The sequence below is a fragment of the Fluoribacter dumoffii NY 23 genome (assembly GCF_000236165.1).
In the GTDB taxonomy this organism is placed as follows: domain Bacteria; phylum Pseudomonadota; class Gammaproteobacteria; order Legionellales; family Legionellaceae; genus Legionella; species Legionella dumoffii.
On record NZ_CM001373.1, the window covers coordinates 2174045 to 2187248 of the forward strand.

A 13204-nucleotide genomic window follows, 5' to 3' on the forward strand; every position below is an offset into this window, starting at 1 on the left:
GTGAATAGCTTGCTTTTTAATCTCCATACTGCTTTTGAAGCATATCTATCCAAGCCTCAACTATCATTACCATTGCTAAAGTATCTAACTCACAATATTTTAATAAAGCTTTTCTGATATCTTCTCGTTCAAATTCACTCATTTCCATGCATTGCATCTTTGCATAAGCTATTGTTGCGGCTCCCCCCTCTTTTAAATGCTCATCCTCAAATAAGAATTCAATTTCCTCATTAGTAGCCTCTTTATTTAAGGGCGGAAGAAGAGTGTAAGGATCTTTAACTTCCCCATTTTTCATTATTATCCATTGATAATTTTCATAATTCTTACTAGGAATCTCATTTTCTACGCCATAAATCGCTCTTCCATATTTATTTTGTAAAAACTTCGACCTTTGTAAAATTGCAGGTAATACCTTTTTAATCGAATTTGAGCCCTTCATAACTGGATCATAATAATACCGTTTAACTAACTCTAATAAATCAACCATACATCTTGCGCCATACCATTTATCGTGGGAATCATTGGTAGATTTTGTTATTGTTTTAATAAATGCAGATAATTCATTCCTCTCAGTCTCTAAAAGACTTAATGAATCAAGTTGTTTTAATATCATATTAAGGTATGTGTTCTCATGATCACTATAACGAAAAATAGTACCAGCATCAGATGATAACTCCATTTTTAAAGCTCGAATGAAATCAATAGTTGGATCAACGCCGGGGTTAGCGTTAAGAAATTGGCCGCGATGTTCAACTTTACCATTTTCATCCAGAATATGGTGCGAAAATTGAAAAGCAATTCCTTGATAGGGATGAGCTCCTTTTTTAAAAGGTATTGGAAGCATAGCTGTTTCAAAATCAATAAAATGGAGAGGATAAATCCAAGAGGATAATTCACTTTGTAAGTTTTCTATATCAATCCAAAAATTGGAATCTTTCTCTTTTGCTTTAGTAATTTGCAGCCATTGACGCTGACTAGCTGAAATCCCAGGTTTGCCGTCTCCTTTTACGGACAAGTCATCCTCATGAAAATCCTTAAGTTTTATGAGTCCCAATTTTAAACATTGATCTTTTTTTCTATAATTCCATAACTCAAGGACGTTTGGCTCATCAAAATCACGATCGTTATAATTGAGAATTTCTTGCCAACACTCTTTAAAACCTGACTTTAATCCAGAATCTAAATCAAATTGATCAGTCTTAAATTGGCAAATAGCACATTCTTTTGTTAATACAGGCTTTATCTTTTTGTTTTCAAAATAATGTAAACAGTATTGATTAAATAAATCTTTAAAAGTTACTCCATTTTCATCACACTCACCCCAAATTTTTTCAATGTAAAGATCAGTATTTATTTCCTTTAAAATATGCACAGATAAATCATCAGCTGATAATGACATTGATTTTTCTACTTTAACTCTTCCATTACTATCACGCTTAATTAAAAATTTCTGGTTTAACCCATCAGTGGGACAAATGCTATCCTTATCTACCAGCATAAGAAATGAAGAAATTGAATAAGCTGGATAAGCTTTCTGAATTACCAATTTTTGGAAAGCAACATCAGCGATATATGGCTTCCATTCAGAATTTATAAAGCCATCCTTTTTTTCAATTTTCAAGTGCTGTTCTTTATTGATCGACTTAGCTTTTACCTCAATTAATTTCAAATGATTTTTATTTTTTATAAGTATATCGGTACGAATAAAATATCCCTCATGTTGAATAGCGGCTTGAAATAAGGTTACTTGCTCATTATCTAAATATTCTTTTGTTAAACTCACTGCTTCTTCATTATTATCAGATGGGATTAATATTCCGTTTGGATAATAGCATTGAGCTAATGCCTCTACTTGATACCCCCCTTCAGCCAAAGCTTTAAGAAATGAATCCTCCCTTTTTTTATTTGAATATTCTTGTTTATCGGCATAATAAAGCTTGGTGGGGCACTCCATCAAAAGTTTGAATTTTGACTTAGTCATATATTGAATCATAAAAATCCCTTTATAATTGATTTTCTTCCTTAATCCTCTAAGTTTAGTAGGAATTTATAGGTAATAAAAAAAGGGGTAGAAGTAATATCTTTCTACATTTTTGTATAATTTAGCTGGATGCTCTTTAGTGCTCATTTCATATCAAACGCCCTAGGCTTACAAAGTTACAAAATGAAGAGGACTGCGTTTGGAACTGCGATAAACAACGCAATGGAGATTGGGAAGGTGGTTTTTCCTCTTGGTTTCATAATCATTCTTTACAATATCTCTGTAGCCCAGAGAAAAAGCCTTTTCGGTTTGTTGAATACTCAAAGAAAGTATAAATTTTGGTTAATTTTTTAATTTTTTAGTCGATACAATAATAGATAAACTAAACTCTAAATAATCTAATGGACTATCATTTGAGATAACTTATGGAATTGTTGGGTGGAATATTAATATGTTTCATTATCTATATTGTTTATAAAAAACAAACTGCTACAGATAAAAAAACATACTCAAAAGAGAATTTAACCGAATTTCAGTTCGAAATAATTCAAACTCGTCCGTCAGGAAAACCAGCTAAGTGGTATGGTTTTAAAGAAGATATAACTGTTAATAACATTAACATTAAAGATGGTTTAATTTATGTTGGAGAAGTGCTTCTTGATATAGATGAGTACGAGAATGATGCCAGCCTGATAAACCCGAAACTAGGCATTTTGCCTGCAAAATCTTGGGAGCATGGAGAGTTATTAGGGTATTGGCCGCGTTATTCTCAAATCCCAGAACAGTGCCGGGGCGCATATCTTAACTGGCTTACCACAAATCGTTCAGAACCAGAGGCCAATATAGGGTATGTATTTTTATTTTTCTATGGCCTTGAGCGCCGCATATTTATTGATGGTCAAAAATATAAACTTGATGATGTGGAGCGAAATCATATTATTGATGAAGTCAAACGTCTCTTAACAGTTTATGGCAATAATCGCTCTTTCAAAGGCTATGCTAATAATTTCCTAGCAACAGAGTGGATTCTCTATCATAGAGATAAGCCACCCCCAAGTTATATCGACTTCAACGATCGGTATTGTTTACATGCTTTTCAATTTCTACTTGCCCAATATGTTGCTGTAGGAAAATCAATTCCAGCAGATATTGCACTTCAGTGGTTAATTTTACATCCAGATTTCAGTATTAAGACCCCTGCTCGACGTTGCCCCAAAGAATTTCTAACTTTATTTTGTTATAAATATCGAGAAAAATTTGGGGATGGATTAAAAATAGCCCCCAACAAAACACGACTAATTCTAGAGTATCGCGCCGCTAGCCCTTCTTTACGTATGCTCAGATTTGAAAACATAAATCTTCCGAACCCTTTTATTCTAACTACCCCAGCGAAAAGTATATATGATTTGATTGAAGAATGTACAAATGAGCTAGAACAGTATAGTAGATACTTAAGTCGAAAAAACACCAATCCCCTCTCGGTTAATGCTTTAGCCTTGTTACCTAATATTCTTATAAGCCAAATTTCCCCTTTGAAGCAAATTCAAAATAAACTTACCGATATTACCAGCGGAAAAATAGAGTTCATTTCTATAAATACAATTTATGAAATTTTTGGAGAAACAAAGCCTGCTAAGATGAGCATTAAAGATACTGAGAGCCTCGCTATAGCTCTTGAAGGTTTAGGATTCGGCATAATACCTGATTCTCGTTTTTACAATATTAGTTTTAATGAAAATAGCAAAATCATTATTTTTACAGGCGGGCACGGACAAGACTTCACTCCTTCGAGGGAATTTCACATAATTGGCACAATCATAAGACTTGGTTCTATTGTAGCCCAAGTTGGTGAAGGAATTTCTTCAAAAGAAGAAAACACCCTGCAAAAAATTATTCGAGAAAACAATCAATTAAGTAGTATTGAGAGAGTATCTCTTATGATATTTCTATATTGGTGCCTTAGAACTCCCCAAACTACAGCTGGCCTTCAGAAAAAATTAGAAGTTGCCAATACATATGAGAAGCAAGCAATAAGTAGTATTTTAATTTCTGTTGCACTTGCTGATGGCCGAATAGAATCTGAAGAAATCAAACAACTTGAAAAATTATATACCACCTTAGGATTAGATAAAAAGCTTGTATCTAGTGACATACATCAACTAACTACTGCAAATGAGCCAGTTACAGTAGGATTTCGTGAAAAAGAAATACATTATCAAATACCCTCAGCTCAAATTGATGAAACACTCCATGGATCTTTTTCTTTAAATGAAAATTTAGTCAAAATACGCGAGGAAGAGACAAGACAGGTTAAAGGAATTTTAGAAGAAATCTTCACTGAACGAGAAGATGTGTCTTTTTATCAAGCTCCACCCCCAACAGATGTCAGTAAAAACAACCCATTACTATTATTAGATCAAAATCATCAGTCACTTTTTAATCAATTAATAGTTAAAGAAAACTGGAATAAAAACGAAGTTCATGATGTTTGTAAAAAACTGGGATTAATGACCGATGGAGCCATGGAAATTCTTAATGAATGGGCTTTTAACCTCACCAATGCCCCGCTACTTGAAGATGGTGAAGTTATCTATGTTGATATTAATCTTGCTGAGGAGATATTGAATGTACAACGAACATAGGCCTTCGCTCCGACCCAGAGAACGTGATGCCATAATTCAATCCTTACGAGCAGGAGTAACACCTCGCACAGGATTACAACATATTCAAGTTGGAAGAGCAAAAGAAGTTGCTGCTTTAATACAAGATATTGAACGAATTACTCAAGGTGGCTCGACTTTTCGTCTTATTATTGGAGAGTTTGGATCGGGTAAAACTTTTTTCCTGCAATTAATCCGCACGATAGCGCTTGAAAAAGGATTAGTTACAATTCACGCTGATCTTTCACCTGATCGAAGATTACATTCTACTGGCGGGCATGCAAGAAATCTATTTGCGGAGTTAATGAGAAATATATCTACACGAACAAAACCAGAAGGTAATGCTCTTGGGAGTGTGGTGGAAAAATTTATTACAGAAGCTCGTAAACAATCTGAACAAACTAGTCAGGGTGTAGAACAAATAATAAAAGATCGTTTGGTTCATCTGACTGAAATGGTTGGTGGCTATGATTTTGCAAATGTTATTGCAGCCTACTGGCGTGGATATAGCGAAGATAATGAACAATTGAAATTAGATGCTATTCGCTGGCTACGAGGAGAGTGTACTACAAAAACAGATGCCCGCCTCGCTTTAGGAGTCAGGTCAATTGTAGATGATGCTAACGTTTATGATTATTTGAAACTTATGTGTCTGTTTGTAAGACAAGCTGGCTATACAGGACTTCTAGTTAATATAGATGAGATGGTTAATCTCTATAAGTTAGCCAGTCAAAAAGCTCGTTTTTCTAATTACGAACAAATCTTGCGTATATTGAATGATTGCCTGCAAGGAAGTGCTGAAAATATTGGTTTTTTATTAGGGGGAACACCGGACTTCCTTTATGATCCACGTAAGGGACTATATAGCTACGAAGCACTACACTCCAGACTAGCTACAAATTCTTTTGCTAATCAAGCTGGTGTAGTTGATTACTCAGCAACTTCTTTAAACCTAACAAATCTTGCTCCAGAAGAATTGTATATATTATTGCGTAACTTACGTCATGTTTATGCTGGAGAAAACCCTCAAAAATATCTTGTTCCAGATGAAGCTTTATCGGCTTTTTTAGCCCATTGCTCCAAAAATATCGGCGATGCATATTTCAAAACACCACGTAACACAATTAAAGCATTCATAGAATTATTATCTGTATTAGAACAAAATCCTGAAATCAAATGGGAACAATTAATTACCCAAGTAACCATTACAAAAGAAAATAATTCAGATATGCCCCACATTGAGATTCAGGATGAAGATGATGGATTAGCTACATTTAATCTATAAGGATTTTTATGAGTAATTCTCAAGGGTTTGCTTTATTAGATCAAAAGATCCAACAATGGATCTGGAAACAAAATTGGACAGCCCTTCGAGATATTCAGGAACAAGCTATCCCTTTTGTACTAAAAAGGAATTGCGATGTTGTCATTGGTGCCACTACTGCATCTGGTAAGACAGAAGCCGCATTTCTCCCAGCATGCTCTCGATTAGTTGAAAATTTGTCACTAGGCATTGGGATTTTGTATATAAGTCCTTTAAAAGCCTTAATTAACGATCAACAGCGCCGATTAGAATCACTTGGAGAAATACTTGGCATTTCTATAACCTCATGGCATGGTGATGCCCTTGAATCAAAAAAAAATAATTTGCGGAAAAAACCAGAAGGAATTCTTTTAATTACTCCGGAATCACTAGAGTCCCTTGTACTTCATCACTCTGGTTGGTGCACACAAGCATTTGCTAATTTAAATCATATTATTATTGATGAGTTTCATTCTTTCATTGGCACAGAAAGAGGCATGCAGCTTCTTTCCCTGATGCATAGGCTAGAATTTTTAACTCAACGTTTAGTTCCAAGAATTGCACTCAGTGCTACACTCGGGGATATGCAACAAGTTGCAAAGTATTTACGCCCCCAACAAAATTTTCCTTGTAAAATTATTGAATCATCAACATCCAGATCCGATTTAAAAATTCAATTGAGAGGTTACTTATACCCAGCTCATTTTAAGGAAAATACCCCGTCTGCATTTAATTTACTTACCGAAGATCTTTATAAAATTCTTCGAGGCAAATCTAACTTGGTTTTTGCTAATAGTCGTGGCCTCACAGAAGAAATTACAGCTAGTTTAACTGACCGTTGTAATAAAAATGGTGTACCTAACGAATTTTTTCCACATCATGGAAATCTCTCCAAAGAAATTCGAGAAAGTTTGGAAAAAAGGCTGCAAGATGCCCAATTTCCTACTACTGCAATTTGTACTATGACACTTGAACTAGGAATTGATATTGGAAATGTAGACTCTATTGCCCAAGTTACTGCTCCAAACTCCGTTGCTAGCTTACGTCAACGTCTAGGACGATCAGGGCGTAGAGGAGAGCCAGCAATACTTAGAGTGTTTCTATTAGAAAAAGAAATATCAGCCAAAACTCATCTTGTTGATAAATTAAGGTTAGAAACAATTCAAACAATTGCCATGATTAATTTGTTACTTAAAAAATGGTATGAACCACCCGAGAAGCAACAATACCATTTATCTACTTTGATTCAGCAAACAATATCAGTGATTGGACAATATGGCGGTGTACGTGCGAATCAACTTTGGACATTACTCTGTAAAAATGGACCATTTCATCTTGTTGACGCCACCACCTATGGAAAATTTCTAAAAGATCTAGGAAAGGAACATCTTATTTCGCAAACGCAAGATGGTGAAATTATTTTAGGCTCCAAAGGAGAGCAGCTTATTGAACACTATTCTTTTTATACTGCATTTAACACAACCCAAGAGTACCGATTGGAATGCGAAGGAAGAACTTTAGGAACAGTACCACTAGATGATATGTTGATTGAGGGTCAACTCATCATTTTTGCAGGTAAACGCTGGAAAATACTTGATATAAATGCTGAAAAAAAATTAATTATATTGACACCATCCAGCGGTGGAGAACCTCCTATTTTCCATGGAGGTGGACAAATGGTGCATGCCATTATTAGAAAAGAAATGTATCGAATTTACACAACCAAAGAACTGCCAGTTTACTTGAATTCAAATGGAATAAGACTATTTGAAGAAGGCGTAGATTTTTTTCATACTATGAAATTAGATGGGCGCAATATCATACAGGATGGAGCTACAACCTTTCTATTTCCGTGGAAAGGTGATAGAACAATAAATACCATTTCAGTCTTGCTTCGAAATCAAAATCTCACAGTTGGATGTACTGGTGGTGTTATAGAAATAGCTAAGTGTTCAATAAGCGATTTAAAAGGAACTATTACTAAAATACTAAATGGCAAAAAACCTTCGACTAGTGCGTTAGCCAATACAGTAGCTAATACCAAGATTGAAAAGCACGATCATTATTTGTCACAAGAATTACGTGCTCTTAATTATGGGAGCAAGTCATTTGATATTGATGAAGCGTGGAGTTGGTTAGAATCAGTTTTATCTAAGATCCCAAATAATTAACTCATTTCATTCGCTAGAGCAAACGATTGCGTCTAATACAGACGCTATGTATATAACAGCTTTTTTCTACTTTTATTAGCTTAATTCTCCAATTATAAAGTTTACCCAATCTTGCGAATATAAATAACCATCAAATCCCTCAACATATCCTGAATATTTGCCTTTATATTTAGGCATTTTTTTGGAAGGTCTTGCCTTATACTTCTTCCAAAGTTTAGTATGATGAGTCATGTTAAATTCTGGGATTTTTATTTTAACCTGTTCAACAACTTTTCCTGGCCTCAACTTATATTGTGATTCCACACCTTTGATCAAAGCGATGGCGTGATTGTAAGCTTAGCTCTTCCCCATCTAGATTAGTTACATTTACAAATTCTATAGCTAAATCTGTCGCACTAGCTCGGGAACCTATCTTTGGCACAAGAAATACACTTAGACGATATTTTTGACTTTCGATAATTTCATTACTCAAGTCATCACTAAAAGTCTGCATATACTCTCTTATGACTTTATAATTTTCTCTTTGGAAGCATTTCATTGCTTCAGTTTGTTGTTCATTAGCCACTCGAGTCATTTGCATTGCCATAGCTAAATTAGCCATTAGTGCATGTTTATTACCAAATTCATTAACTAATATTTCTTCAAAATTTAACAGTGCAGCTTGACAATATCCAGCGACTATAAGATCCAAGTAAGGTAAACTTCTATGCTCAATTTTGTTACGCAAACTAATTAAGAATTTTAAATTAGACTTTTCTGGCGATTGCCCACTCCAATACTGTTCGCAACATTTACTAAGTTCCCAAGCTTTAGCTTCACCATCTTTGAACATTTGATTTCCTTGCTTATCTTTATAAAGATAAGCAATTGAGCTTTTGTCAAAAACAGCGTGAAATAGAGCAGTAAAGGCAATAACTATGTTGACAATAAAACCATGGGTCTTCAGTGCAATAAAAGGATTTTTATAGGTTGCAACAGCAATAAGAGCAAACTCCTTAGCTTTCTTAATTAACATCTCTCTTTCTGAAGAATCGCTCACTCCCTCCAAATTTTGACAGTTTAATTTACGAAAGTCCTCTTGACTAAGAAAGGAGATACCTCTTACTTCATACCTTTTACCCGCATAATCGCAAAAAACTGGACGCTACTTTGATGTATTGGGTAATTCAATAACATGATTTTGTGACATAATTCATTCTCCAAACAACAGTCAAACCGTCGGAATGAAGCAAATTCATTCTGACGAATTTAAATTTATGCATTCTCAACGAGCTGTAACTGACCTTCGTCACTGGTTGAGTAATAAATTTTTTGTTGTTGAAGAAAATTCAACACATCACTTTTTCGATACAACACTTTACGACCGATTTTTAAATAGGGAACACCACCACCCGCCCAGCGGTTACGTTCAAGTAACTGGGTGGAGCAGCTTAATACCGCAGCAATCGTTTGTTGATTAAAAAGCGCAGAATGTGGCGCAGATTCAAATTCGTTTAATAGATGTAAACGGGATGGTGTTTTTAAAGTCATAGGAAATTCCTCAGTTATTTACACCTCAGCCAAATGCCGAGATGTATCTTCCTTGAACAGAACTCGATGCATCATCCAGTATCACCCTGAACAATTGATTGATATTCTTTTCTCCTAATCCTTTGACTTCCAACTGCCTACATTTTGTTGGAACATCGGGCTTACTCCTTAAGCTTGGATAAAGTATTTCGTATTCCCTCAAAGAATGTCAAGCACAAAACAATTTCAAAGATGTGTTATCGAAGGATATTGATTGATACTGAAAATGAAATATAACACGTCATAAATTCGCAATTCGCGAATTTACCATAACTTTTAGTTTTATTACTTAAGTGCAAGAATTATCCGTGTCCCATTAGTCCCGGATATTTTTATACGTCTACCAATGAGCATTAAATAATCGGAAAAATTCATTTGCATTCCATTTTGGACGAAGCTCTATTCCATATTAGACGGACATATAATCCATTTTGGACGAACCTTTAATCCATAATGGACGTATTTTTGAGGCTAAACATGACTTTTTGTTCTTCCCCCCCCCTTGAATTTACCGCGATAACAGTAATTTTTAGGAATTTATAATAAATAAATATGGGAAAATCAGGAAATCAATCAAATTTGCCGCCATAACAGTAATTTATGGTGAATTAATGCAAAGAAAAGCAATAATAAATTTATTTTTATCATTTTTACTGCTATAACAGTAATATATAATTAATTTTTGGTGTTCCATGCCCAAACACGAAATTGCCAATTTAATCCATTATTACCGCAAACAAAGCGGCTTATCACAACAAGAATTAGCCCGGTTAGCGGGGGTCGGTAAGACGGTTATCTATGATATTGAAAAAGGGAAAGAATCGGTGCGGCTAAATACATTGCTAAAAGTATTAGATGTGTTAAATATTCAAATGAAATTTGAAACGCCTTTTCCTCAAACAACGGATAATAATTAATGAGAAAAGCATACATATCAGTGAATGGCATTAAGGCTGGAATATTAGAGGAATTACAAGGTGGAACCTATCAATTTACCTACTTTGAGGATTATCACGGCGCACCTGTTTCACTCACTATGCCGTTGAAAAATAAGGTCTATGAATTTGACGTATTTCCACCCTTTTTTGAAGGATTACTCCCTGAAGGCATTATGCTTGAAGCATTATTACGTAAATATAAAATCGATAAAAATGATTATTTTGGTCAATTGATACTAGTTGGCCAAGATGTCGTTGGTGCAGTGACTATTGAGGAACTAAGATGAAACGCTGCCCTATTACTTATGACGTAATTAGTGACCAAGAAAACTATTCGCAACGTGGATTACATTTGCTTTCCCCTCAATTAAAAAATCTTAGCCCATTAGATTTAAGTGCTGATGAGCAGCGACAGGAAGCAATTGCTCGTGTAGGAAAGATGTCTATTCAAGGCGTCCAAAAGAAACTAAGTGCCAAACTAAAGATTAAAGAGGGAGGTTTTGAAATCGTTGATCAATATGGTCAGTATATTTTAAAACCACAAAGTGATATTTATCCAGAATTGCCTGAAAATGAAGCCATTACTATGACCCTTGCAAAAACTATAGGCCTCGAAGTTCCGGTTCATGGTTTGGTTTATTCTAAAGACAACAGTTTGACCTACTTCATTAAACGCTTTGATAGAATAGGCCATAATAAAAAGTTAGCTTTAGAAGATTTTGCACAGCTATCAGGTGAAGATCGACATACAAAATATAAAAGCTCTATGGAAAAAGTAATTACAGTCATACAGCAGTTTTGTACATTCCCAAGAATTGAATTCGTGAAATTATTTAAGCTGACGTTGTTTAACTTTCTGGTCGGCAATGAAGATATGCATCTAAAAAATTTTTCCTTAATTACTAAGGATAGAAAAATTTCCATATCACCAGCCTACGATTTACTTAACTCAACCATCGCTCAAAAAAATACCAAAGAAGAACTAGCTTTACCTCTAAAAGGGAAAAAAAATAATTTAACAAAGAGTGATTTTCTTAAATATTTTGCCGTTGAAAAATTAGGATTAAATCAGAACGTCATCAATGGGATCGTACAAGAGTTCCATCAAATAATACCTGAATGGCGAAAACTAATTGGTTTCAGTTTCTTATCTCAACAGATGCAGGAGAAATATATCGAATTGCTGGATGAGCGATGCAAGCGATTCAATTTTTTTGATTAACTGAAATCAGCCGTAAAAATTCGAGTATACAGAAATGCTATATAAATATAGGATTACCGTATACTTAATTAAAATAATCGCCATAAGTAAATATTGAAAAAATCATCTACAGCGAAGCATTCCATAATGAGCTATCACGCTTTATTCCTTTAGATGTTCAGGAAAGAACTCTAAAGAAAGATAAATTTAAAGAGTTTTTGATTAATGAAACTCAATTATTGTTATTCGAAGTGCATGTCCATCAACCACATCAGGGGGATTAATATTCCACAATTTTTTATACCAGGATTCATCCCTATCGATAGGTCTTTTTATTATCTCATAAGCCAATGCGGCCTCATCTGTCGAACCCTACGATTATAAAGCTTTTATTTAGAAGAACAGCGGCATTTTACAGAAATGGGTATGGAATCAAATTCTCAAATTAAAAAAACCTGAAATACGGAAATCTTATTTAAAAGCCCAATTTTTTTAAAATTTCTAATTTTGGGTTTTTAACTTTCTCTAAAACCCCATACTAAATTTTCTAAATCTTCTAAACTATTCCCTTTTTGCTTCCAATTTAAATGAATGCTATGCATAAATAATTATACTTGTTATGATGCCTTTTTTGTGAAAACGCATTGTCAATCTTAAGTGCGTAGCGATTTTTAATTTTAAAGGAATATCATGTTAAGGAAAGCAAACCTGCTCGGCATAGCGTCTTTATTACTAGCGAGTCCCTGTTTTTCTGGGTTTTATGTTGGTGCGGGATTTGGTCCTGAAGGGGCTCATTTCACCCAAAAGGCTCATGTGGTTAGGCCCGGTACTTTTAATGTTTATGATACACAGCACTTTTCCGGCATAGGAGTATTTGGAACTTTATTTGGAGGATATGGTTGGCGCCATAACCGGTATTATCTGGCAGGAGAAATCAATGGGAATCTCAGCTCAGTTGAATATAAACTGGTTAATGACGAACTCCTACATAGGAATTTTTCCAAAACCACATTTTCCGTAAAAAGCAGTGAAGGCGTCAGTTTATTGCCTGGATTTTTTCTTTCAGACCTTTTTTTAGTCTATGGAAGAGTCGGTTATGCCAATGGTCGGGTCAAAATAAATGAATCCGATCCAACAATTCAGAGCTCCACATCAAATCGTAGCGGTGTTCGTTATGGGGCTGGCGTTCGTTACAATATGTTCTCGCGATGGACTTTGATGATGGATTACAGTCAAATCAATTATAGCAAGATAAAAAGTTTTGTATTTGAGCCTTTTGGAGGAGTTTCTAAGAGTACCAGAATTTATCCAAATACAGCTCAAGTGGCTTTTGGGATAATTTATAATTTTGATGCGCCTCAACCTGTATTTGTTAAATAGT

The 13204-nt window shown here is 34.7% G+C and carries 11 protein-coding genes; 7 read left to right on the forward strand and 4 right to left on the reverse strand.

Translation table 11 applies throughout. The features are described from left to right. Positions 1 to 16: 16 nt before the first annotated feature. Positions 17 to 1993: a DUF2779 domain-containing protein gene (locus KYQ_RS09765; RefSeq protein ID WP_019349942.1), complete on the reverse strand. Its 1977-nt coding sequence runs from the start codon at positions 1991 to 1993 to the stop codon at positions 17 to 19. A gap of 413 nt (positions 1994 to 2406) precedes the next feature. Between KYQ_RS09765 and KYQ_RS09775 the strand changes: the two genes are divergently transcribed. From KYQ_RS09775 to KYQ_RS09785, 3 genes are read left to right on the forward strand one after another with little or no spacing between them, the layout of a single operon-like run. Further along, positions 2407 to 4623 (forward strand): tellurite resistance TerB family protein, encoded by a 2217-nt coding sequence (locus tag KYQ_RS09775; protein WP_019349944.1) that lies wholly within the window; start codon positions 2407 to 2409, stop codon positions 4621 to 4623. Next, complete coding sequence (locus KYQ_RS09780) at positions 4607 to 5926, forward strand: ATP-binding protein (protein WP_019349945.1); 1320 nt, start codon at positions 4607 to 4609, stop codon at positions 5924 to 5926. Before KYQ_RS09775 ends, KYQ_RS09780 begins: the two co-directional genes overlap by 17 nt. Before the next feature lie 8 nt (positions 5927 to 5934). Continuing rightward, positions 5935 to 8115 carry a DEAD/DEAH box helicase gene (locus KYQ_RS09785; RefSeq protein ID WP_019349946.1) on the forward strand — a complete coding sequence of 727 codons (2181 nt, stop codon included), beginning with the start codon at positions 5935 to 5937 and terminating at the stop codon, positions 8113 to 8115. Between the two features lie 75 nt (positions 8116 to 8190). On the opposite strand, the gene KYQ_RS19515 is transcribed toward KYQ_RS09785, so the two are convergent. The 3 genes from KYQ_RS19515 to KYQ_RS09795 form a co-directional block, all read right to left on the reverse strand. Next, entirely contained in the window at positions 8191 to 8418 is a 228-nt protein-coding gene (locus tag KYQ_RS19515) for a hypothetical protein (protein ID WP_050799692.1), read from the reverse strand. Further along, the gene (locus KYQ_RS18330) at positions 8402 to 9154 is read right to left on the reverse strand and encodes a DUF3644 domain-containing protein (RefSeq protein ID WP_231294539.1); all 753 of its coding nucleotides are present in this window, start codon (positions 9152 to 9154) and stop codon (positions 8402 to 8404) included. The genes KYQ_RS19515 and KYQ_RS18330 overlap by 17 nt, the downstream gene beginning before the upstream one ends. A 215-nt stretch (positions 9155 to 9369) precedes the next feature. Beyond that, complete coding sequence (locus KYQ_RS09795) at positions 9370 to 9645, reverse strand: MerR family transcriptional regulator (protein WP_019349947.1); 276 nt, start codon at positions 9643 to 9645, stop codon at positions 9370 to 9372. Between the two features lie 731 nt (positions 9646 to 10376). On the opposite strand from KYQ_RS09795, the gene KYQ_RS09805 reads away from it, so the two are divergent. The 4 genes from KYQ_RS09805 to KYQ_RS09820 all read left to right on the forward strand — a co-directional run bounded on the left by KYQ_RS09805 (position 10377) and on the right by KYQ_RS09820 (position 13203). After that, positions 10377 to 10601, forward strand: coding sequence for a helix-turn-helix transcriptional regulator (locus KYQ_RS09805; RefSeq protein WP_010652665.1), 225 nt, complete (start codon positions 10377 to 10379; stop codon positions 10599 to 10601). Next, entirely contained in the window at positions 10601 to 10909 is a 309-nt protein-coding gene (locus KYQ_RS09810; protein ID WP_010652664.1) for a HipA N-terminal domain-containing protein, read from the forward strand. The genes KYQ_RS09805 and KYQ_RS09810 overlap by 1 nt, the downstream gene beginning before the upstream one ends. After that, on the forward strand, positions 10906 to 11844 hold the full coding sequence (locus tag KYQ_RS09815; RefSeq protein WP_010652663.1) for a HipA domain-containing protein: 939 nt from the start codon (positions 10906 to 10908) through the stop codon (positions 11842 to 11844). The genes KYQ_RS09810 and KYQ_RS09815 overlap by 4 nt, the downstream gene beginning before the upstream one ends. Before the next feature lie 669 nt (positions 11845 to 12513). Next, the gene (locus KYQ_RS09820) at positions 12514 to 13203 is read left to right on the forward strand and encodes an outer membrane protein (protein WP_019349948.1); all 690 of its coding nucleotides are present in this window, start codon (positions 12514 to 12516) and stop codon (positions 13201 to 13203) included. Position 13204: the final 1 nt, after the last annotated feature.